Annotated in this window: 23 protein-coding genes, 1 other RNA gene and 3 pseudogenes; 9 read left to right on the top strand and 18 right to left on the bottom strand. The window is 51.7% G+C overall.

The features are described from left to right. Nucleotides 1-76: 76 nt before the first annotated feature. A complete protein-coding gene (locus tag ACSEMK_RS17955; RefSeq protein WP_087857909.1) occupies nt 77-715 on the top strand; it encodes a TetR family transcriptional regulator in 639 nt (212 codons plus the stop codon). A 26-nt stretch (nt 716-741) separates the two neighbouring features. Here ACSEMK_RS17955 and fumD read toward each other — a convergent pair whose 3' ends face one another. Together fumD and ACSEMK_RS17945 are read right to left on the bottom strand one after the other, a co-directional pair. Continuing rightward, nucleotides 742-954 (bottom strand): fumarate hydratase FumD, encoded by a 213-nt coding sequence (fumD, locus tag ACSEMK_RS17950; RefSeq protein ID WP_087857910.1) that lies wholly within the window; start codon nt 952-954, stop codon nt 742-744. Nucleotides 955-1,189: 235 nt separating this feature from the next. Continuing rightward, a complete protein-coding gene (locus tag ACSEMK_RS17945; protein WP_161799851.1) occupies nt 1,190-1,321 on the bottom strand; it encodes a hypothetical protein in 132 nt (43 codons plus the stop codon). On the opposite strand from ACSEMK_RS17945, the pseudogene ynhH reads away from it, so the two are divergent. From ynhH to ACSEMK_RS17930, 3 genes and pseudogenes are all read left to right on the top strand, one after another. After that, nucleotides 1,317-1,451: pseudogene (gene ynhH / locus ACSEMK_RS17940) on the top strand (protein YnhH); the annotation flags it as partial. The gene ACSEMK_RS17945 and the pseudogene ynhH overlap by 5 nt on opposite strands. 7 nt (nt 1,452-1,458) lie before the next feature. Continuing rightward, nucleotides 1,459-2,871, top strand: a complete 1,413-nt coding sequence (gene pykF / locus ACSEMK_RS17935; protein WP_047056319.1) for a pyruvate kinase PykF — start codon at nt 1,459-1,461, stop codon at nt 2,869-2,871. Between the two features lie 311 nt (nt 2,872-3,182). Then, nucleotides 3,183-3,419, top strand: a complete 237-nt coding sequence (locus tag ACSEMK_RS17930; RefSeq protein ID WP_002908860.1) for a major outer membrane lipoprotein — start codon at nt 3,183-3,185, stop codon at nt 3,417-3,419. 59 nt (nt 3,420-3,478) lie between these two features. Here the strand turns inward: ACSEMK_RS17930 and ldtE are convergent, their stop codons facing one another. The 7 genes from ldtE to sufA form a co-directional block, all read right to left on the bottom strand. Further along, nucleotides 3,479-4,465 carry a L,D-transpeptidase LdtE gene (gene ldtE / locus ACSEMK_RS17925; RefSeq protein WP_087857911.1) on the bottom strand — a complete coding sequence of 329 codons (987 nt, stop codon included), beginning with the start codon at nt 4,463-4,465 and terminating at the stop codon, nt 3,479-3,481. Nucleotides 4,466-4,565: 100 nt separating this feature from the next. After that, nucleotides 4,566-4,982, bottom strand: coding sequence for a cysteine desulfuration protein SufE (gene sufE / locus ACSEMK_RS17920; protein WP_348854578.1), 417 nt, complete (start codon nt 4,980-4,982; stop codon nt 4,566-4,568). Nucleotides 4,983-4,993: 11 nt separating this feature from the next. Beyond that, the gene (gene sufS / locus ACSEMK_RS17915) at nt 4,994-6,214 is read right to left on the bottom strand and encodes a cysteine desulfurase SufS (protein ID WP_113374143.1); all 1,221 of its coding nucleotides are present in this window, start codon (nt 6,212-6,214) and stop codon (nt 4,994-4,996) included. Continuing rightward, on the bottom strand, nt 6,211-7,482 hold the full coding sequence (gene sufD, locus ACSEMK_RS17910) for a Fe-S cluster assembly protein SufD (protein ID WP_430915253.1): 1,272 nt from the start codon (nt 7,480-7,482) through the stop codon (nt 6,211-6,213). The genes sufS and sufD overlap by 4 nt, the downstream gene beginning before the upstream one ends. After that, nucleotides 7,457-8,203, bottom strand: coding sequence for a Fe-S cluster assembly ATPase SufC (gene sufC, locus ACSEMK_RS17905; RefSeq protein WP_430915254.1), 747 nt, complete (start codon nt 8,201-8,203; stop codon nt 7,457-7,459). Before sufC ends, sufD begins: the two co-directional genes overlap by 26 nt. A 16-nt stretch (nt 8,204-8,219) precedes the next feature. Then, nucleotides 8,220-9,707 carry a Fe-S cluster assembly protein SufB gene (gene sufB / locus ACSEMK_RS17900; RefSeq protein ID WP_113374145.1) on the bottom strand — a complete coding sequence of 496 codons (1,488 nt, stop codon included), beginning with the start codon at nt 9,705-9,707 and terminating at the stop codon, nt 8,220-8,222. A 2-nt stretch (nt 9,708-9,709) separates the two neighbouring features. Then, nucleotides 9,710-10,087 carry a Fe-S cluster assembly scaffold SufA gene (gene sufA / locus ACSEMK_RS17895; protein ID WP_063443660.1) on the bottom strand — a complete coding sequence of 126 codons (378 nt, stop codon included), beginning with the start codon at nt 10,085-10,087 and terminating at the stop codon, nt 9,710-9,712. Between the two features lie 554 nt (nt 10,088-10,641). Here sufA and ACSEMK_RS17890 point away from each other — a divergent pair. After that, nucleotides 10,642-10,761 carry a small membrane protein gene (locus tag ACSEMK_RS17890; RefSeq protein ID WP_411325710.1) on the top strand — a complete coding sequence of 40 codons (120 nt, stop codon included), beginning with the start codon at nt 10,642-10,644 and terminating at the stop codon, nt 10,759-10,761. A gap of 401 nt (nt 10,762-11,162) precedes the next feature. Here the strand turns inward: ACSEMK_RS17890 and ACSEMK_RS17885 are convergent, their stop codons facing one another. Then, nucleotides 11,163-11,969, bottom strand: a complete 807-nt coding sequence (locus ACSEMK_RS17885) for an MBL fold metallo-hydrolase (RefSeq protein WP_430915255.1) — start codon at nt 11,967-11,969, stop codon at nt 11,163-11,165. Nucleotides 11,970-12,129: 160 nt separating this feature from the next. Here ACSEMK_RS17885 and ACSEMK_RS17880 point away from each other — a divergent pair, with 160 nt between their 5' ends. Continuing rightward, nucleotides 12,130-12,744, top strand: a complete 615-nt coding sequence (locus ACSEMK_RS17880; RefSeq protein ID WP_430915256.1) for a hypothetical protein — start codon at nt 12,130-12,132, stop codon at nt 12,742-12,744. Nucleotides 12,745-13,231: 487 nt separating this feature from the next. On the opposite strand, the gene ACSEMK_RS17875 is transcribed toward ACSEMK_RS17880, so the two are convergent. Next, nucleotides 13,232-13,480, bottom strand: coding sequence for a GlsB/YeaQ/YmgE family stress response membrane protein (locus ACSEMK_RS17875; RefSeq protein WP_087857921.1), 249 nt, complete (start codon nt 13,478-13,480; stop codon nt 13,232-13,234). A 167-nt stretch (nt 13,481-13,647) separates the two neighbouring features. On the opposite strand from ACSEMK_RS17875, the gene ACSEMK_RS17870 reads away from it, so the two are divergent. Next, on the top strand, nt 13,648-13,836 hold the full coding sequence (locus ACSEMK_RS17870) for a YegP family protein (RefSeq protein WP_087857922.1): 189 nt from the start codon (nt 13,648-13,650) through the stop codon (nt 13,834-13,836). A 37-nt stretch (nt 13,837-13,873) separates the two neighbouring features. Here ACSEMK_RS17870 and menI read toward each other — a convergent pair whose 3' ends face one another. Then, nucleotides 13,874-14,284, bottom strand: coding sequence for a 1,4-dihydroxy-2-naphthoyl-CoA hydrolase (menI, locus tag ACSEMK_RS17865; RefSeq protein WP_430915257.1), 411 nt, complete (start codon nt 14,282-14,284; stop codon nt 13,874-13,876). Then, nucleotides 14,281-17,337: a D-2-hydroxyglutarate dehydrogenase YdiJ gene (gene ydiJ, locus ACSEMK_RS17860; RefSeq protein ID WP_430915258.1), complete on the bottom strand. Its 3,057-nt coding sequence runs from the start codon at nt 17,335-17,337 to the stop codon at nt 14,281-14,283. The genes menI and ydiJ overlap by 4 nt, the downstream gene beginning before the upstream one ends. Nucleotides 17,338-17,555: 218 nt before the next feature. On the opposite strand from ydiJ, the gene ydiK reads away from it, so the two are divergent. Together ydiK and rprA are read left to right on the top strand one after the other, a co-directional pair. Beyond that, nucleotides 17,556-18,680, top strand: a complete 1,125-nt coding sequence (gene ydiK / locus ACSEMK_RS17855; protein ID WP_430915259.1) for an AI-2E family transporter YdiK — start codon at nt 17,556-17,558, stop codon at nt 18,678-18,680. Between the two features lie 170 nt (nt 18,681-18,850). After that, nucleotides 18,851-18,958: antisense sRNA RprA (gene rprA, locus ACSEMK_RS17850), an RNA gene on the top strand. 29 nt (nt 18,959-18,987) lie between these two features. On the opposite strand, the pseudogene ACSEMK_RS17845 reads toward rprA, so the two are convergent. From ACSEMK_RS17845 to ACSEMK_RS17825, 5 genes and pseudogenes are all read right to left on the bottom strand, one after another. After that, nucleotides 18,988-19,089, bottom strand: a pseudogene (locus tag ACSEMK_RS17845) (integrase); the annotation flags it as partial. Between the two features lie 14 nt (nt 19,090-19,103). Continuing rightward, nucleotides 19,104-19,486: pseudogene (locus ACSEMK_RS17840) on the bottom strand (transposase); the annotation flags it as partial. Nucleotides 19,487-20,020: 534 nt separating this feature from the next. After that, nucleotides 20,021-20,230, bottom strand: coding sequence for a hypothetical protein (locus ACSEMK_RS17835; RefSeq protein ID WP_430915260.1), 210 nt, complete (start codon nt 20,228-20,230; stop codon nt 20,021-20,023). Continuing rightward, a complete protein-coding gene (locus ACSEMK_RS17830) occupies nt 20,230-20,625 on the bottom strand; it encodes a hypothetical protein (RefSeq protein WP_430915261.1) in 396 nt (131 codons plus the stop codon). The genes ACSEMK_RS17835 and ACSEMK_RS17830 overlap by 1 nt, the downstream gene beginning before the upstream one ends. Further along, on the bottom strand, nt 20,609-21,022 hold the full coding sequence (locus tag ACSEMK_RS17825) for a hypothetical protein (RefSeq protein WP_430915262.1): 414 nt from the start codon (nt 21,020-21,022) through the stop codon (nt 20,609-20,611). The genes ACSEMK_RS17830 and ACSEMK_RS17825 overlap by 17 nt, the downstream gene beginning before the upstream one ends. Between the last annotated feature and the right edge of the window lie 28 nt (nt 21,023-21,050).

The raw sequence follows: 21,050 nt of genomic DNA, 5'->3' as shown, positions 1-21,050 counted from the left end.
TTCACAGGCGCCAGATTTGGTTGCTGAATTGTGATCAATATGTGTATTTTTTGTCTCCACAGAAAAAGGAGTCGTTATGTCCCTCATTGCTCATGATGAAGCACAATCCCTGAAGGAGCGCATCTTCGCCGCCGCCATTACCGTGTTTGCCGAATATGGCCTTCCCGGCGCGCGTATGGAGCAGATCGCCATCGAGGCGCAAACCACCAAACGCATGGTGGTCTACTACTTCAAGAGCAAAGAGCAGCTGTACCAGGCGGTACTGCAACATGTCTATGCACGGATCCGTGAAACGGAGCAACAGCTGGGGTTGGAGCACCTGCCGCCGGTTGAGGCGCTGGTGCAATTGGTGAAATGGAGCGTGCGCTATCACGCCACTCACGCCGACTACATGCGGGTTATCTGCATGGAAAACATGCAGCGCGGCAAGTGGTTGAAAGGTTCAGAAGAGCTGAAGCCGCTTAACCGTACCGCGCTGTCGATTATCGAAGATATTCTGCAACGCGGCCAGCAACAGGGGATTTTCCAGGCTGGTCTGCAAGCGCGCGACGTGCATAGGCTGATCAGTAGTTTTAGCTTCTATCAGGTATCGAATTTTTATACTTTCAGCAGCCTGTATCTCGACGATCCACTGCCAGAAATCGACGACGAAGAGATGGTCTCGCACCACTGCGAAATCGCGGTAAAAGCGGTGATTAGGTTCGTAATCTCTTAAGCGCGGCTTATGTTGGGGCGCGACGTTTAGTGCCCCGATAACGCGTGAATCACCCTTTCCATCGCCTCGCGGGTCAGCGCTGAACGTTCAATTTTGTTATTTGCCAGCGCGGTGCGTACGACACCGGCGATAACAATATGTTTTGGCTGTTGGCCAAGATCGCGCATTTCCAATACCACCTTACCCACTACGCGGCACATTTCCTGATAGAGCTCGTCGTCTTTCGCTTTATTTCCCATTATCAAGACTCGTAAATTATCATTATCAATCAATTCATTATTGATACGATTTTATAATAAAGCAAACTGCGCTATTTTTTTCCACTCAATGAAGCGTTTTACTGCCTTTAATAGGTTTGTAAATATGATAAAACACCGTTTAATCTGATCCGCTGCGGCAAAAGTGTGTTGCAGCTTCGCGAGCGAATCGTGTGAATTTTGTTACATTAATCACACTAAAAATGAAACGCCGTTTTTATTTTCCTTTTTCGTTTCGGCAGCGTATAATGCGCCTCGATTCTTTCTTGAATGGTTTCAGCGCATTGGACTGCACAAAAAAACGTACAAAACATTGCCACTTTTCATGGGCTGAACCGCCAGCACACATTCTTCTGCACGCTCTTTTGTTGTCACCTATCCTTAGAGCGTGGCATTGCAACTTTCGTAACACAGGTTTGACTCCGCGGCAGTGCGCCCTCGGAGCGAGATTTCCATATCCTTCACAACTTAAAGACTAAGACTGTCATGAAAAAGACCAAAATTGTTTGCACCATCGGTCCGAAAACCGAATCCGAAGAGATGTTGACCAAAATGCTGGACGCGGGCATGAACGTCATGCGTCTGAACTTCTCTCACGGCGACTATGCGGAACACGGTCAGCGCATCCAGAACCTGCGCAATGTGATGAACAAAACCGGTAAGAAAGCCGCAATCCTGCTGGACACCAAAGGGCCGGAAATCCGCACCATCAAGCTGGAAGGCGGCAACGACGTCTCCCTGAAAGCGGGTCAGACCTTTACCTTCACCACTGATAAATCCGTAATCGGCAACAATGAAATCGTTGCGGTGACCTACGAAGGCTTCACCACCGACCTGAGCGTCGGCAACACCGTGCTGGTCGACGATGGTCTGATCGGTATGGAAGTGACCGCGATCGAAGGTAACAAAGTTATCTGTAAAGTGCTGAACAACGGCGACCTCGGCGAGAACAAAGGCGTTAACCTGCCGGGCGTTTCTATCGCTCTGCCGGCGCTGGCTGAAAAAGACAAGCAGGACCTGATCTTCGGTTGTGAACAAGGCGTTGATTTCGTAGCCGCTTCCTTTATCCGTAAACGTTCTGACGTGGTTGAAATCCGCGAGCACCTGAAGGCGCACGGCGGCGAAAACATCCAGATCATCTCCAAAATCGAAAACCAGGAAGGCCTGAACAACTTCGACGAAATCCTCGAAGCGTCTGACGGCATCATGGTTGCTCGTGGCGATATGGGCGTTGAAATCCCGGTAGAAGAAGTTATCTTCGCGCAGAAGATGATCATCGAAAAATGTATCCGCGCGCGCAAAGTCGTTATTACCGCGACCCAGATGCTGGATTCCATGATCAAAAACCCGCGTCCGACCCGCGCTGAAGCAGGCGACGTCGCTAACGCCATCCTCGACGGCACCGACGCCGTAATGCTGTCCGGCGAATCCGCGAAAGGTAAATACCCGCTGGAAGCCGTTACCATTATGGCGACCATCTGCGAGCGTACCGACCGCGTGATGACCAGCCGCCTGGATTACAACAACGACAACCGCAAACTGCGCATTACCGAAGCGGTTTGCCGCGGCGCAGTTGAAACCGCTGAGAAACTGGAAGCGCCGCTGATTGTCGTCGCCACCCAGGGCGGTAAATCCGCACGCGCCGTGCGTAAATACTTCCCGGACGCCACTATCCTTGCGTTGACCACCAACGAAACCACCGCTCGTCAGTTAGTCCTGAGCAAAGGCGTGGTACCGCAGCTGGTGAAAGAGATCGCCTCTACTGATGATTTCTACCACCTGGGTAAAGAGCTGGCGCTGCAGAGCGGCCTGGCGCGTAAAGGCGACGTGGTTGTGATGGTTTCTGGCGCGCTGGTTCCAAGCGGCACCACCAACACAGCCTCCGTGCACGTGCTGTAATAATTTACAGGTTATTTTATCTTTTTTTAAAGCGCTCCTCTGGGGCGCTTTTTTTTATTCATTCCCTAGCTGTTCTTAATAAAAATGCAAATCGGATTTTACTATTTAATAAGAGATTATCTAAGATGAATCCGATGGAAGCCTTCTGTTTTCACAGCGCTTTTTAAACCAAATCGACGAATTCGATGCTTCTTTGAGCGAACGATCAAAAATAAGTGCATTCGGATAAAAAAAATATTCTCATCCCAAAAAAGTTTGTGTAATACTTGTAACGCTACATGGAGATTAACTCAATCTAGAGGGTATTAATAATGAATCGTACTAAACTGGTACTGGGCGCGGTAATCCTGGGTTCTACTCTGCTGGCTGGTTGCTCCAGCAATGCTAAAATCGATCAGCTGTCTTCTGACGTTCAGACTCTGAACGCTAAAGTTGACCAGCTGAGCAACGACGTGAACGCAATGCGTTCTGACGTTCAGGCTGCTAAAGACGACGCAGCTCGCGCTAACCAGCGTCTGGACAACCAGGCTCACTCTTACCGTAAGTAAGAGTTCTGGTAATAAAAATGGCGCACATTGTGCGCCATTTTTTTGCCTGTTGTTTTACCCTACTGCGTCAGTTTAGTGTCATTCTGCTGGCTATTCTGCGCTGACAGCTCGGTCGTCGCGCTGCCCGCCCCTTCAGAAACCACCACCGGATATCCCGCTCTTCGCGACAGCGCTTTTTTCAGCTGCAGGTCATCCACCGCTTTATCGTCAGAAAAGGCCTGAAACGCGGCAGGAAGCGTGTAAGAGATTGTCCGGGTATTTTCCCCTTCAGTTTGCGAAAGCGGCCTGTGGACCTCTACATAGCGTTTACCATCGGGTTCTACCGCAAACTTCACCGGCTGATTGATAATCCGTACCGGCGTGCCCGCGCGGACCTGGCTGAACAGCGCCTTAATGTCGTCAGCGTTCATTCGCATACAGCCGGAACTCACCCGTAGCCCGACGCTATCAGGCGCGTTGGTACCGTGGATCAGATACTCGCCGTTACCGTAGGCCAGTCGCAGCGCGTAGCGGCCTAATGGGTTATTGGGCCCGGCGGGGATCACCGGCGGCAGCTTAATACCCTTCTCCAGCGAGCGCGCGCGAATACCGGCAGTCGGCGTCCAGGTCGGGTTAGGGATTTTCTGCCCGACGCGGGTGGTCATCTCCGGCGTTTCCAGCCCTAACTGGCCAATGCCGAGCGGATAAACCTGCACCTGATTTTGCCCCGGCGGGAAATAGTACAGCCGGAGCTCGGCCAGGTTGACGACAATGCCTTCACGCGGGACATCCGGCAGCAGCATCTGCGATGGGATTAAGACCCGTGTGCCCGGCTTCGGCTGCACCGGCGCAATCGTATCGTTGGCTTCAAGAATCAGCATCGCCGCCGTGTCGAAGTGGCGGGCGATAGCCTGCAGGTTGCGATCCCCTTCCTGTACCGTCCAGTATTGGTTTTGGCCAATCAAACGGCTGTTGGCAGGGGGAAGTGGATAATCGACAGCCCAGGCGCCGTGCTGCGCGCTCAGAGCTGCGAGAAGGGTCATCGTGATGAGAGACGCGCGTTTCATACTGAGATTCCTTCTTTCGCTGATAAAACGCCAGGATCTGCGCGGCGACGAAAGCGTTCGCCTTCGTCGCACGTAACAGAATGAAATCTACCTATTTATTCTAGCTAAGATTTGCGGCTTTCGCGCGAATTGCGCGGATCATCGCTTCAAGGCCCTGCGAGCGGGAGGGGGTAAGATGCTGGGTCAACGCCATTTTTTCAAACCACGGGCGCACATCGAATTCGCTAATATCCTGCGCGGTCATGCGGTCGTAAAGGATAAATACCACCGCAATCAGCCCTTTGACGATCGCCGCATCGCTATCGCCGCGTAGGGTAATCACGCCGGATGGCTCCTGCTCCATCACAATCCACACCTGGCTTTGGCAGCCCTGAATAATGTTCTGCACGATGTGTTCTTCCGCGTTGAGCGGCGCCAGGCGCTGGCCGAGTTCAATGATGTAGAGATACTTCTCTTCCCAGTTAGCGCAGCGAGAAAAGTTGCGCAGCAATTTGTCTTTGTCTGGTAATGCCGCCATATTCGCGTCCTTTAACCCAGTAATTTGTGGATCCGCTGCAGCCCGGCCACAAGCCGATCCACCTCTTCCATCGTATTGTACATCGCCAGCGACGCCCGGCACATCGCCGGCACCTGATAAAACGCCATCAGCGGCATCGCGCAGTGGTGACCGGTGCGCACCGCTATGCCGTAGTTATCAAGAAAACTGCCGACATCGTAGGCATGATGTTTCCCGAGATTAAAAGCGATGACGCCCAACCGATGTTGCGGGCCGTAAAGCGTCAAATCCGGCACCTTTTTCAGCTCCTGCAGGGCATAACGCATTAATGTCTGCTCATATTCGCCAATCTGCTCAAGCCCAATCTGGCTAACATAGTCCAGCGCGGCGCCGAGGCCGATAATTCCCCCGGTATTCGGCGTACCGGCTTCAAAGCGCCACGGCGCCTTCGCCCAGGTGGTGCCCTCCTTCAGGCTGACGGTAGCAATCATCGACCCGCCCCCTTCCCACGGCGGCATCTCCTGCAGCAACGCTTCTTTGGCATATAGCACGCCAATACCGGTCGGCCCGTACAGCTTATGCGCCGAGAAGACGTAAAAATCACAATCCAGCGCCTGCACATCCACCGGGTGATGCATCACCGCCTGCGCGCCATCCACCAGCACCTTCGCGCCATGCTGATGCGCCAGCGGGATCAGCGCCGATAGCGGGTTTTCCGTCCCCAGCACGTTCGACACCTGGGTTATCGCCAGCAGCCGGGTGCGGTCGTCAAACAGGCCGGGGATAACATCGAGCTGTAGAGTTCCGTCCTGGTTGAGCGGGATCACTCGTAGCTCGGCGCCGACGCGGGCGCAGAGCATCTGCCACGGCACGATATTGGCGTGGTGTTCCATTTCGCTGACGATAATATTATCGCCGGCCCCGACGTTAGCCCCGCCCCAGCTATTGGCTACCAGATTGATGCCTTCGGTGGTACCCCGTACGAACACCAGCTCTTCCGGCGAACGGGCATTAAGGAAAACGGCCGCCTGCTGGCGTACCTGCTCCATCCGCGCCGTCGCTTCGGCGCTCAGCGTGTGGATACCACGATGGACGGCAGCGTAACCGTGGCGGTAAAACTCGGCTTCGGCGTTAATCACCGCTTCCGGTTTCTGCGCGCTGGCGGCGCTATCGAGATAGACCAGCGGCTGACCATTAACCTCACGGCTCAGCACCGGGAAATCGGCGCGCAGGCGTTCCACTGAAAATGTCATGCATCTCCTCCCGGCAGGCGCTTGCCAATACGCGCCAGCACCTGTTGTTTCAGCGCATCATCGCTAATGGCTTCAGTAAGCTCGGCGGCGAAGGCGTAAAGGATCATCTGCTGCGCCGCCTGTTGATCGATACCACGCGAGCGCAGATAGAACAGCTGTTCGTCATCAATACGTCCGACGGTGGCGCCGTGGCTGCATTTGACGTCGTCGGCGTAAATTTCCAGCTGCGGTTTGGTATCGACTTCCGCCAGCCTTCCCAACAACAGATTGTTATTGGTCATCTGACCATCGGTTTTCAGCGCGTGTTTAGCGACGTTAATCAGGCCATTAAACACCGCCCGCCCCTTATCGCTGACGATGGTTTTGTGGAGTTGACGGCTGTTGCAGTAGCCAACGCGATGATCGAGCCAGGTACGGCTGTCGCAGACCTCATTTTTCACCGGCATCGCCAGCGAGTTAATGCGCAGATTGCTGTTTTCACCAGCCAGACGGGTGCTGGTATGGTGTCGTAACACCGCGCCGCCCAGCAGGAAGCTGCTGCTGAAAGCCGAAGCATCGCGGCCAAGCAGCAGATCGTTATGGGCAAAGTGGTAGCTTTGCCCATTTTCAAACGCCAGCTTGATATGCTGCAGATGGGCGTTGTCGGCGACAGACATCGTCAGGCGTCCGCCGGTGAAATGCCGCTGCTCGTCAAGGCTAATATAGTGTTCGATGATGGTCGCCTGCGCCCCGCTCTCCAACGCCAGATGATGGCGATAGTGAGCGGTATTAAGCTCGTCGCCTGCCAGTCCGCTGGTAATATGCATCAGCAACAGCGGTTTCTCCGGACGCTGAATGCGCTTTACGCCGATGCGGGTCACCGTCTGCGCCAGGCTTTCCGTGAGATGAAGAAACACTTCCGGCTGTACCGCATCCGGCAAATGCTGGCGCTGGTTATCAACGCTAACGTCAAAACCGCTAGCGGTGAGATCGTCGCTGAGCGCCGGGCTGAAGCGGCCGTCGATAAACACCATCCGCCAGGCATCGAGGTTGAGCGCCAGCGCGTCGCGCTGCGCCACGTTGAGCGTCGCCGGACTCGCAACAAATGTGCCGCTTAGCAGCGTCTCCAGCGGGGTGTATTTCCAGTTTTCATGTTTGCGCGTCGGCAACCCCAGACGCAACAGCTGTTGCAGATGCTGATTGGCCTGCGGCGTGCGTTCTTCGCCGTGAGCTTCAAACAGATGATGCCACTGCTGCAGCGCGTTACTGCTGTTCGCTAAGCCAGCCATAGCCCTGCTCCTCCAGTTGTTTAACCAGAGTGAAATCGCCCGACTTGACGATTCGCCCCTGATACAGCACGTGGACATAATCCGGTTTGATGTAATCAAGGATACGCTGATAGTGGGTGACGATAATAAAGGCGCGTTTACCGTCACGCAGCGAGTTAACCCCATCCGAAACAATCTTCAGGGCATCAATATCCAGTCCGGAATCCGATTCATCCAGAATACACAGCTCAGGCTCAAGCACCGCCATTTGCAGAATATCGTTGCGTTTTTTCTCGCCGCCGGAGAAACCAACGTTCACCGAACGGGTCAGCAGATCTTCCGGCATCTTCAGCAGTTTGATCTTCTCTTCCATTAAATCCTGGAAATCGAAACGATCCAGCGCCTCCAGGCCGCGATAGCCGCGTACGGCGTTGAGCGCAGTTTGCAGGAAAAACTGATTACTGACGCCGGGGATTTCCACCGGATACTGGAAAGCCATAAAAATGCCCTCCCCGGCGCGATCCTCCGGGGCGAGTTCGAGCAGGTCTTTTCCCTTAAACTCGACGCTGCCGCCGGTTACTTCGTAATCCTCCCGTCCGGCGAGCGTCGCCGAGAGCGTACTTTTCCCTGAGCCGTTAGGGCCCATGATCGCGTGGACTTCACCGGGGCGTACCTCAAGGTTCAGCCCGCGCAGGATCTCTTTGTCTTCAACGGCGACTTGCAAATCTTTAATACTTAACATCTTTTTTCCTTAATTATCAGCCGACGCTATGTTCAAGGCTAATAGCCAGCAATTTTTGCGCTTCGACGGCGAACTCCAGCGGCAATTCTGAGAACACGTCCTTACAGAATCCATTGACGATCATCGAGATCGCATCATCTTCGCTAATACCCCGCTGCAGGCAGTAGAACAGCTGGTCTTCACCAATCCGCGAGGTGGTGGCTTCGTGTTCCAGCTGGGCGCTGTTATTGCGGCATTCGACGTACGGGAAGGTATGCGCCCCGCAGTCCGGGCCGATCAGCATCGAATCGCACTGGGTGAAGTTCCGGGCGTTCGTCGCGGTCGGCATAATTTTGACCAGCCCGCGATAGCTATTCTGGCTGTGGCCGGCGGAGATCCCTTTCGAGATAATGGTCGAACGGGTGTTCTTGCCGATATGAATCATTTTGGTCCCGGTATCCGCCTGCTGATGGCCGCTTGTCAGCGCCACCGAGAAGAATTCGCCGATCGAGTTATCGCCGCGCAGAATACAGCTCGGGTATTTCCAGGTAATGGCTGAGCCGGTTTCCGATTGGGTCCACGACATCTTGCTGTTTTCGCCTTCGCACAGCGCGCGTTTGGTGACGAAGTTAAGGATGCCGCCGGTATTGTTGTCGCCGGGGAACCAGTTCTGCACGGTGGAGTACTTCACTTCCGCATCTTTATGAATGATGACTTCAACCACCGCCGCATGCAGCTGATAGCTGTCGCGTACCGGCGCCGAGCAGCCTTCGATATAGCTCACGTAGCTACCCTCGTCGGCGACCAGAATCGTACGTTCAAACTGGCCGGTCTTCTCGGCGTTGATGCGGAAATAGGTCGACAGCTCCATCGGACAGCGCACGCCTTTCGGCACGTAAATAAAGGTGCCATCGGAAGCGACCGCGGCGTTCAGCGCGGCGAAAAAGTTGTCGTTGCCCGGCACTACGGTGCCGAGGTACTTTTTCACCAGTTCCGGATGATCGTGAATCGCTTCGCCAAAGGAGCAGAAGATGATCCCCTGCTCCGCCAGCTTCTCGCGATAGGTGGTCGCCACCGATACCGAGTCGAAAATAGCGTCCACCGCGACTTCTTTGCCTTCGCGTACCGGTACGCCGAGCAGGTTAAAGGCTTCCTCGACTTCATTTGTCAGGAAAGTGTTCGCCCCGGTTTGCTGCACCGCGCCGGGTTCGGAGGCACAGGTATCGTCGCAGTTGCCGCAGGATGGCGCCGAGTAGTAGCTATAATCCTGATAATTGAGCTTATCGTAATGCGCTTTCAGCCAGTGCGGTTCTTCCATCTCCTGCCACGCCCTAAAGGCGTTGAGACGAAATTCGAGCATCCACTCCGGTTCATTACGACGAGCGGAGATCGCGCGCACCACCTCTTCGTTGATGCCTTTGGCCAGCTCATCGGTTTGTAGCTGGGTAAAAAAGCCTTCTTTATAGTTGAGCGGGCCGCCGGTCCAGCTTTTGACATCGTCAGTTGCTTCAGTATTTCGAGACATAGTTACTCCGCCTGCACCCCGAAGCTTTCGCCGCAGCCGCATTCGTGCTGCGCTTTCGGGTTATGAAATTTGAATATTTCATTTAAACCTTCGCGAACATAATCCAGTTCGGTACCGTCAATGAACGGCATCGCCTGCAGCGGCGCAAACAGCTTCGCGCCGTCGCGCTCAAACAGCAGGTCGTCGTCCGCCGGTTCGGCAATCATTTCCAGCACGTAGCCAAAACCGGCGCAACCGCTGGTTTTGATTCCCAGACGCAGCCCCTGCTTATCCGGCTGTTTATGCATCAGTTCGCGGATATGGGCCGCCGCAGCGGGGGTCATCGTGAGCCCCTGCCAGTTGAAATCGTCGGGATTAAAGGTGTTTGTTTGTAGTTCCATCGCTCTACCTCATCGATTGCCGCTATCGGGCCATACCCTCATGTTAGTGATAATGATTATCACTTCAACCCTGCCATAGCAGGGGTATTCGTCCATTTCGCCCATTCCTGGGCTTTTCTATAAGCATAGACCCTGGCAGAGGGGTTATCAGGCAGCATTTTCTTCATCTAACACAGTGATAAATAATAAATTATTAGGGAAAAGACTTAGGCAAAGCGGCAATGAAAAAAGATGTATCGAAAATACCTATTTATTAGATAGGCAAATGACCCGTCTATGTGGTAGCAACAGGCAGCTTCCTTGCCAGCGCCAGGATTAGCATCGCTTGCGCCATCAGGATGTCATCAAAGTGAAAAATAATAGTAATTAGCTATAGAAAATAGCGCTTCTGCCGCTGGATTTCGGAATTATATGCCACCTCAATTAACAACCATCATTCAGTTATACTTTTTGTTATCTGAAGTGTGTTTTTCACTAGGATTTTTCCTGGTGTAGATGTAGATTCTTCCTCATAACAATAAAATTACCGATCTTCATTCCTGAGGATATCTCAAATGGAAAATTTATTTTTCGTTATTATTGTGATAATTCTTTTTCTACTTGCCATTGCTGTTTTCATTTCCTATATCAAGGATCGAAAAAAACAAAAAAACACATTCAAAAAGAAATATTAATAACCAAAATATTATTACCAACTTCTATCAAAAGACTTTCTATCATAATTTTCAATCATGCCCCATCGCAGGGGCATACAGACACAACAAGAAGCCTCCCCTCACGCTGACGCTCTTCGCCATACCTTTAATGACTTTCCATAGATTATTTATTGCACCACGGTAAGTGACTCGCTGGCGAAGAAAACAATGATATAAACCCCATTGTAAAAAACCGCTACAAGCAATGCCAAAAGCAGACTATCCATTATCATTTTCGTGGTAAAAAAACCAGTAACATTGACACGAAATAATATGTGTCGCTCAAAACCAGAAATATGCATGACCAATTCTTCATAATCTTTCGCCTGGCATATTACGGGTTCAAGAATACTTTCAATTCAGTATTTAGCCCGGCATGACTAGACGCTATGTCTGGCCAAACATGCCACATACTTTTTCCCCGATTGACGTACGATTTCTTGTGCATTAACCAGAATCTCCCGTCCTTCAAACGCGCCGTAGATTTGGCTAAACTTCAGCTCGTCGAGACGTCGAATGATATCACTCACGGTAGCAGCCGGCAGCGGCAGCATATTGGGGTAGCTCCACATGAAAGAAACGGCGTTAGCTCCGGGCGCCACCTGGACTATATCGCCGGATAATAACAGACCGTCATCCTGTGCCCAGTGAAGCACACTGCCGCCGGCGAAGTGCCCGCCCAGACGAATCAAGCTGACGCCAGCGGTCAGTTGTAGAGTTTCTCCCTCCCATAAGCTGATCCACGGGCTATCACGCATGATCCACTGCCGGTCATCCCCATGCAGATAGATTGGCGCCTTGAATTCCGCCGCCCAATCCTGCATACAGCTGTAATAATGCGGATGCGAAATGGCGATAGCCTTCAGCCCACCTAGCGCGGAAACCAGCGTTTTGGTCGCCTCATCGAGATTGGCGATACAGTCCCACAGAATATTGCCCTGCGGCGTACGCAACAGAAATGCGCGCTGATTAATGGCAAAACTGGGGATGGTGCGAATGCTAAAAAGCCCACTGTTATGCTGCTGCCATTTATTGTTATGCGATGCGGTGAGCTTATTTAACGCAATCCACTGCTGCCCGCCCACAGGAACAAATTGACGCTCGTCTTCACATATCGGGCAATGTTGCGCAGGGCCTCCGCTAAATTCATAGGAGGTACCACAAGCTTTGCACAGCGTAATCGTCATATCTTCCCCTCTATCCCAGCATCTGATAACAAGCATGGCACATGCTTATTTTAAGCATATGTCAGATAGTGCGAGATGCAACGACCTACCGGGTTTGGTAGCGTTCTGTATTTTTTATCGTTTGTCATAACGGGCATAATCGACCGTCAGCAGTATATGAATGATGGACGGGAAAAGAATGCGCAAATTTTCAGCATTACTATTAATAGGGTTACTTACCGGCTGCTCGGTTAACGCGCCGCAAAGCGCGCAATACAATGCCGAATACTCCCAGCGCCAGGATATACGCAAGCGGAACGTATACCGATTTAAGATAAAACCGCTGCAATCCAGCGGTGGAAAATATTGGGGGGCGGATAATTTAACGCAGGTTTTTTACGTCAGTGACAAAAATGCCGCAAGCATTGAATTACGCTTCAATTACCCCACCGCAACGCTACAAGCCTCATCGTTAGACGGGCAAGGGAAAGTAGTAAGCACTCAAACGTTCATCTTGTTAGCCGAATCCGCGACGCCGCCATCGGGTTCGGACACGAAGTACTTATACCTGACGAAAAGTGGCGAGTTACTGAGTAAATGGAAAAACTGTACGCCGGATATGAGCGTGGGCTGTAGCTGGGGTGGACATCAAATATTTATCACCCACAGCGCCGACCTGGCAGTGCAGTATGCAACCGGTGGCGCAGGTTTCGCTTTTCTGCTGATTCCATTTTACGCATCCGAAGCCCGACTACAGATTTTCGCCAAAGTGCCAATCGGTGCTGCTGACGAGTAATAGAACGTTCACGTTTTGTGATGTGATCGGTTAATTCTTAAAAGCAGGGTTGGTTAATACAGCGTTTACTCATGTACAATCCCTCTCCTTTGTGAATACTTACCGGTGCAAGGCCGGGCTATCGTTTTCGTGAGCGAGTGTCGTACAGGATGATTGATATCAGTATTATGTCGATGTGCATGGTTGTGCTATTGGTGATGAGCGTGTTGCTGGAATAAGCGCGGCCCCTACTGTTTTTGTCAGCTTATTTTCCCCCTGAATTGGACATAAAATTACCTCACTGCTTCTCCAGCCGGGAAGCGGTCAGGCTGCGCCTTACCATCCGGCAAAACGGTGTATACGCCCTTTGTCAGGAGGCAGCCGAAAAAATTTGCCAAAATGGGTTCGCCCGCGGGTATCCTGCGGGCTTTTTTTGTGTCGCAGGCATAAAAAAACCGCCGTGGTTCACGGCGGCTTACTTTCTCAGAGTCAATGTACGCGTGGCGTATTAACTCCTCACTTTACGGTAGATAAACAGCACAACAAGTGCGCCAATTACCGCCACGACAAAGCTACCGAAGTTAAAACCGTCAACTTTGCCAAAGCCGAATAAGGTACTGATCCAGCCACCAACTACCGCACCGATAATACCGAGGATCACGGTGACAATAAATCCACCGCCGTCTTTGCCCGGCATAATCCACTTAGCCAAAATACCAGCGATCAAACCAAAAATGATCCAGGAAATGATACCCATGGTTAACTCCGTCCTCTTTGTTACCGTGAATGTAATTCGTAATTAAAATAGTAGCATAATTACAACGAATGATTTAACAAATATATATTTATTGGATGATTGCTTGCCGTAGCGTTAGCCATGGTCTACAGATTATTCAGTGCTCGTCAACGCCGAAGGAGTGAGAAATGGGATATTACGTACTGAAAAAGTCTGATAAGAACGTCTCGCAGCCGTGGTATTTTCTGCTGAAGGCCGATAACCACGAGACCATCGCCACCAGTGAGATGTACTCATCGAAAGATGCGGCGAAAAAGGGTATCGCCTCGGTGCAGAAAAACGGCGCCAGCGATGTCATCAAGGACGACACGCAATAAACAATCAGGGGATGCTAATGCATCCCCTGAAATACTGTTACACCACCGCGGTGGTCAGCCGTGATGAGCAGCACAGGCGCCCCTGCTCATCGGTGATATCAATTTGCCACACCTGATGGCGCGACCCTACATGCAGCGCGGTACAAACCCCACGCACCCGCCCACTGCGCACTGAACGAATATGGTTGGCATTCACTTCCAGGCCGACCACTTTCTGTTCCCCTTCGGTACACAAATAGCCCGCAACCGAACCCAGCGTTTCCGCAAGAACCACCGATGCGCCGCCGTGGAGCAGGCCAAATGGCTGATGCGTACGGTGATCAACCGGCATTGTTGCTTCAATGGCGTTATCGTTGATGGCTACAAACTGAATATCCAGCAGACCCACCATGTTCCCCTCGCCCATCGCGTTAAGCTGCGGTAGCGAAGCCTGACGTTTCCAAATCATCCCACAATCTCCAGCAGTGCCTGCAGCGGGTGGCGAACCCCGCTACCTTCGATACGCTTCACCTGGCTTCGGCAGGAATAGCCGGTGGCCAGACAGCGATGACGCGGTAAACGCGCCATCGCCTGCTGCCAGGAAAGCGCGTAAATCGCCAGCGAGTTGGCATGGTTTTTCACTTCGTGCCCGTAGGTACCCGCCATGCCGCAGCAACCCGTACTGATGTACTCCATTTTCGCCCCGCAACGGGCAAAGATCTCTGCCCACTGTTTAGGCGCGGCCGGTAGCGCCGTCACTTCCGTACAGTGGCCAAACAGATACCAGGGTTCGCCGCTGTTGTCCTGGCCGGCCGATGGCGCTATCGCCTGGGTCAGCCATTCATGCACCACCATCACGCGAAAATCGCCGCGTTTCTCGCCCAGCGTCTGGTTATATTCATCGCGATAGCAAAGCACCAGCGCCGGGTCGACGCCAACCATCGGTATATCCAGCCGCGCTACGCGGTTGAGAAAATCAGCGGTTTTCTGCGCGGTACGCGCAAAGCGCGTCAGGAACCCTTTGATATGCTGCGCTTTACCGTTCGGTGAGAACGGCAACAGCACCGGCTGATAGCCGACTTTTTCAATCAGGCGGACAAAGTCAGCTACCACCTGCGCTTCGTAGTAGCTGGTAAACGGATCCTGTACCACCAGCACCCTCTTCGCACGCTGGTCGACGCTCATCGCTTCCAGATCCTCAAGCGTGGTATTGGCGGAGCGGTGGCCTGCCAGCTGCTGCTTGAGCGACGGTACGGAGAGCAGCGGCAGATCGACCATGCCGATATGTTTTTCCGACAGCTTGCGCATCCACGGCTGATTGATAAAGAAGTTGAATGTTTTCGGCGCCTGGGCCATCAGCGGCGCGTAGGACTCGACCGTCGCCACCAGATGATCACGTACCGGTCGTAGGTAGCGGCTGTGATACAGCTGCAGGAAGCGAGAACGGAATTCCGGCACGTCGATCTTAATCGGACACTGGGTTGAACAGGCCTTACAGGCCAGGCAGCCGGACATCGCCTCTTTCACTTCATGCGAGAAATCATATTCGCCTTTACGCGCATGCCAGCTGTTGCGGGTACGCTCGATCAGGGCGCGCAGGCTCACGCCTTTTTCCGGAAGCTCTTGCTCCAGTTTGTTCGGATCGATACCACGGTCGGCCAGCAGGCGTAACCATTCACGCACCAGCGTCGCGCGGCCTTTCGGCGAATGGATGCGCTGATTGCTGACCTTCATTGACGGACACATCGGGCTTTTTACATCGAAGTTAAAGCACAGACCGTTACCATTACACTCCATCGCGCCGCGCCAGGCGCTACGCACGGCGATGGGAATTTGGCGATCATAGGTGCCGCGTTTCACCGCATCGACTTTCATCATCGGCGCATCGACGCCTTCCGGTGGGCAAATTTTCCCCGGATTCAATCGGTTATCCGGATCAAATGCCGCTTTCACTTTACGCAGTTCGCTATATAACTCCTCGCCAAAAAAGGCCGGACTGTACTCGGCGCGGAACCCTTTACCGTGTTCGCCCCACAGCAGGCCGCCATATTTGGCCGTCAACGCAACCACCTCATCGGAGATCTGCTTCATCAGCACCTCCTGCTGCGGGTCGCACATGTCCAACGCCGGACGAACGTGCAGCACGCCGGCATCGACGTGTCCAAACATGCCGTAGCTCAGGCCATGTCCGTCGAGTAAAGCGCGAAACTCGGTGATGTAATCCGCCAGATGCTCAGGCGGCACGCAGGTATCTTCAGCGAAAGGAATCGGTTTAGCGGCGCCTTTGGCGTTGCCCAGCAGACCAACCGCCTTTTTACGCATGGCATAGATGCGCTCGACGCCATCCAGTTCATGACAGACCTGCCAGCCAATCACTCCTGCGGCGCCCTGCGACATGAGCTCATCAAGACGCTGACACAGGGTGGAAACCTGACCGTCTATTAATTCAGCATCATCACCGGCAAACTCAACGATATTGAGTCCCAGCATCTCTTTATCCGGCACATCGGCGATCAATTCGCTTACCGAGTGCCAGACGATATCTTCTCGCGCCAGATTAAGCACCTTCGAGTCGACGGTCTCCACCGACAGCGCCTTCGCTTCAACCATGAAAGGCGCGTTACGTAGCGCCGAATCAAAGGAGTCATACTTGACGTTAACCAAGCGGCGCACCTTCGGCAGACGCGTAATATCGAGCCGCGCTTCGGTGATAAATGCCAGCGTGCCTTCGGAGCCGGTCAGAATGCGCGTCAGGTCGAACTCGCTCATCTCATCATTGAACACATGACGCAAATCGTAGCCGGTCAGGAAGCGGTTCAGTTTCGGGAATTTATCGAGGATCAGCTGACGCTGCGCTTTGCAGCGCTGATAGACGGTACGGTAGATGCGGCCAATCGCTGACTGCTCGCGCCCCAGCGTTTCCGCCAGCGCGGCGGGAATAGGTAAAGTATCAAGGATATCGCCGCCCATGAGTACCGATCGCACCCCGAGCACATGATCGGAGGTTTTACCGTAAACCAATGACCCCTGTCCGGAGGCATCGGTATTGATCATTCCGCCGAGCGTCGCGCGGTTACTGGTCGACAGCTCTGGGGCGAAGAAATAGCCGTAGGGCTTAAGAAACTGGTTAAGCTGGTCTTTGATTACCCCGGCTTCGACCCGTACCCAACCCTCTTCAGGATTGATTTCGATAATACGGTTCATATAGCGCGACATATCGACGATGATCCCCGCATTCAGCGCTTGACCATTGGTGCCGGTACCACCGCCGCGAGGGGTAAAAATCAGCGATTTAAAGCGCGGTTCCGCCGCCAGTCGCGCCAGTAAAGCGACGTCTGCGGTGGAACGGGGAAACAGAATGGCGTCCGGCAACAGCTGATAGACACTGTTATCGGTCGCCATAGTGAGCCGGTCGGCATAGCTGGTGGCGGTATCGCCGGTGAAACCTTGTTGCTCCAGTACCTGCAAAAAATTCAGCACCAGTTGAACGACGCCCGGCGCTTGAGAAATCTGTGGGATCATGACGCTTGACCCTGCCTGAATATGTTGTGTTTAGATGATGTAATAATGCGCAAATTAAACGTTTGCGTGGCGCACTCAACTTTTTATCACATTTTTTTCATATCCGCCCACGAGATTTACGGGCAAAATCAGGCGCGCGAAATTATTGATATTATTATCTGTACATGGAATTACGCTGCGTCAGCATTGAGACGCGACTGGAAAGGTAAATTTTCTCTATGATTAACCAACATCAGCCCCGGGACATACCGCAAATTCTGCTGTCGGTGCTGTTTTTGTCCCTGATAATTATTTCCTGCCTGTGGATTGTGCAACCATTTATTCTCTCCTTCGCCTGGGCCGGTACCGTGGTCATCGCCACCTGGCCGGTGCTGCTTCGTTTGCAAAAGCTGCTGTTCGGCAAACGCGCGCTGGCGGTGCTGGTGATGACGCTACTGCTGTTTTTACTATTCGTCATTCCCATTGCCTTACTGGTGAATAGCCTGGTCGATAATAGCGCCCCGCTGATTAAAATCGTCAGTACCGGCCAGGTAACGCTGCCGGATTTCGCCTGGCTGAACTCGATTCCGCTGATCGGCGATAAACTCTATTCCGCCTGGCATAGCCTGCTGGAGATGGGCGGCGCGGCGATTATGGCCAAGGTCCGCCCTTATATCGGCGCCACCACCACCTGGTTTGTCGGCCAGGCTGCGCATATTGGTAAACTGCTGGTTTACTGCGGACTGATGCTATTGTTCAGCGCCCTGCTTTACTGGCGCGGCGAGCGGGTCGCCTATGGTTTCCGCTACTTCGCGACCCGTCTGGCCTCAAAGCGTGGCGATGCTGCGGTGGTCCTAGCCGGACAGGCGGTACGCGCCGTGGCGCTGGGCGTGGTTGTCACCGCGCTGGCGCAGGCGGTTCTTGGCGGTATCGGGCTGGCGATAAGCGGCGTACCTTACGCCGCGCTGTTGACCGTGGTGATGATTTTCACCTGTCTGGTACAGCTGGGGCCGCTTATCGTGCTGGTGCCGTCGATTATCTGGCTGTACTGGACCGGCGATACGACCTGGGGCACGGTGCTGCTGGTATGGAGCTGCGTGGTGGGTACGATGGATAACGTGATTCGCCCGGTGCTGATTCGCATGGGCGCCGACCTGCCGATGATTCTGATCCTCTCCGGCGTTATCGGCGGCCTGATCGCCTTCGGCATGATTGGCCTGTTTATCGGTCCGGTGCTGCTGGCCGTCTCCTGGCGCCTTTACGACGCCTGGGTGCAGGAAGTTCCAGCGCCGCCGCTGGACCCGGATCTGGTTCTGGCGGAGCTCGCCGAACTTAATGCCAGCCATAACAAAAGCGAAAAGTAACAGAAAGGCGGGGAAACCCGCCTTAAACTTAAGCTAAATTTATCAATCCCCCGCCACTTCCGGCATATTCATGTTCCAGCTCGCTATTTACCTCTCATATTCTTCACACTGATTTAACTATTGAGAAGAATCCGATCGACGTCAACAGCCCTGATGCCTACTATTAGCCCACGGTTATAGATCAAGATATTGATTTATAAGCATGGAAATCCCCTGAGTGAAACAACGAATTGCTGTGTGTAGTCTTTGCCCATCTCCCACGATGGGCTTTTTTTTGCCTTAAAACCAACTGTAAGCAACACCTGTTTTAGTTCCACGCACTTTTTGAGAGTTCCGTTTTTTCAGCCATCAGCCGGTAATCTTCCAGCGTCAGGTTGTTCAGGGATTCATGAGGCCGCTCGTTGTTATATTCCATCAGCCAGCCGCATGGATCACCGGTTCATCACGCCGGGTATCGGGCTGATAAAAATAGACTGTCCTGCTCAGCGATAACGTCCTGCAGGCCTGGCGTAAACTCATGGCAAATTGCGCTGTCAGATAGCTGACGAGTTCACGCTTTATCGCTGGTTTTAAAGCTTTTTTTCAATGACATCTTTAAATGCCCGGCACTCAAGGCTGAGCTCAGCAAACATCTGTTTGAGGCGTCGGTTTTCATCCTCCAGATCTTTCATCTTTTTGATAGCAGAGGCTTCCATACCGCCATATTTTGCTTTCCAGTTGTAGTACGAGGCTTCAGAGATACCGGCCGCACGGCACACATCCTTGACGGTACGTCGGGTTTCGACGGACTTCAGAACGGCAATGATCTAGTGTTCGGAGAATCGGGCTTTACGCATGGCGATCTCCTCAGGGGACATAATCAGTATGTCGGAAGATCTCTAAAAGTGAATGGGCCGTTTTGCCGGGATACTTACAACCCCACTTTAATAGAGAGTTAGTTGTGAAATATGACGCCTTCCCTTTAATAACTTTGCCAGTATAGCCAATAGTCAGAGGTTTAATTCTCTCTAGCGCCTATTTATTACGTCTCTGTGCAATTGATTCTGCAAGTTCGTATGTAGACATAGAGCGATAAACACACTCATATTGTTTTTGCTTGTGGTTAATTGGTGTTGCACTAACAAGCCTCATGCCATCCACAGTGCAAGGTATGTCTTCTTTGTAAGTGTCGTAATATTGAATAACCCTCTTCATTTTTAATTCCTTATACAGTTAAATTTAACAATACAAAGATACTTTTTTATAGAACCACATTCCTTAAAAACATATTTTTTAGTGACTAACCCTGTGTACGGACAATAAAAAAGGGCGCTAAATGCGCCCCATTAACAAAAGTAATCTCAATTAATATGCAACCTGCTTTTACACATCATCTCAGTGTATTTATAAACGTCGTTATCTTTTAAATCATAATTATTCATTACTGACATTTGAATTTGGCATGTATGCACAGCCTGATACTCAGCATTATTTTCATAAACTGCATAACCAATTCCACACAGTGCAGAAAACACGATTAATGCAGCTAAGACAGAAAGAAATATTTTCATTATTCACCAACCTTGAAACTGCTAACAGAGCAATTATGCACACCACGTTCATCAACTAGATGAAAGCCTGTATTACCATCAACACCCCATTGTTCAATTATAACTCTCTGATTTGCATCTACAGGAATAACATTGTTATCATTCACTTTCACATCTGGCATGTATTTATTAAATACAGACACTTGAGCACCATCATTTTCATTAACGCCACCTGAATAAGCATATTGAGTATCATTCTTAACGACAACATTAAGACGTGCTGATTCAGTGAGTGATAAGCTTACACCACTACACACTAAATCCCACTGATTAGCCATAGCAGCCACAGGAGAAAGAAAGGCTAAAGCAACGATAAAGTTTCTCATGAATAATTTTTCTCTATTTTCTATCTTCATTCTCATAAAACCCCTTATCACCATTTAGAAAATACTTAGCACTATCACGTGATTGTTTTCGGAAAATTTTATAATAGTTTTCCGGGTCTTGTTTAGCCCATTCATATTCGTATCCTTCTAAATAAAAATCCAGATTTGATAAATGAGTATGAAGAGTGTTCCATGTGTTTTTTGTGTCTTCAAAGATATTGTATTGAGCGCGTCCAATAAGTTTTATGTGAGCTAATATTTCTTTGTCAATACGGCGAACATCATCACGCCCTTCTAATTTCTCTGTAATGAATTCTTTGAATTCGTTCATTTCATCACGTAAGCGTTCAGCCCTATGATTAGACGTATTAACGCCCTGAATCACCCTATCAAGAGCATCTGCATTAATCTGTGCAAGTTTAATCATTCTTTTATCCAGTGAAGAATGAACACAG

Source organism: Klebsiella sp. K-3 (genome assembly GCF_051207495.1).
GTDB classification, from domain to species: Bacteria; Pseudomonadota; Gammaproteobacteria; order Enterobacterales; family Enterobacteriaceae; genus Klebsiella; species Klebsiella aerogenes.
The sequence above is the reverse complement of the archived record's forward strand: the minus strand, read 5'-3'. Positions and strand labels throughout refer to the sequence as shown.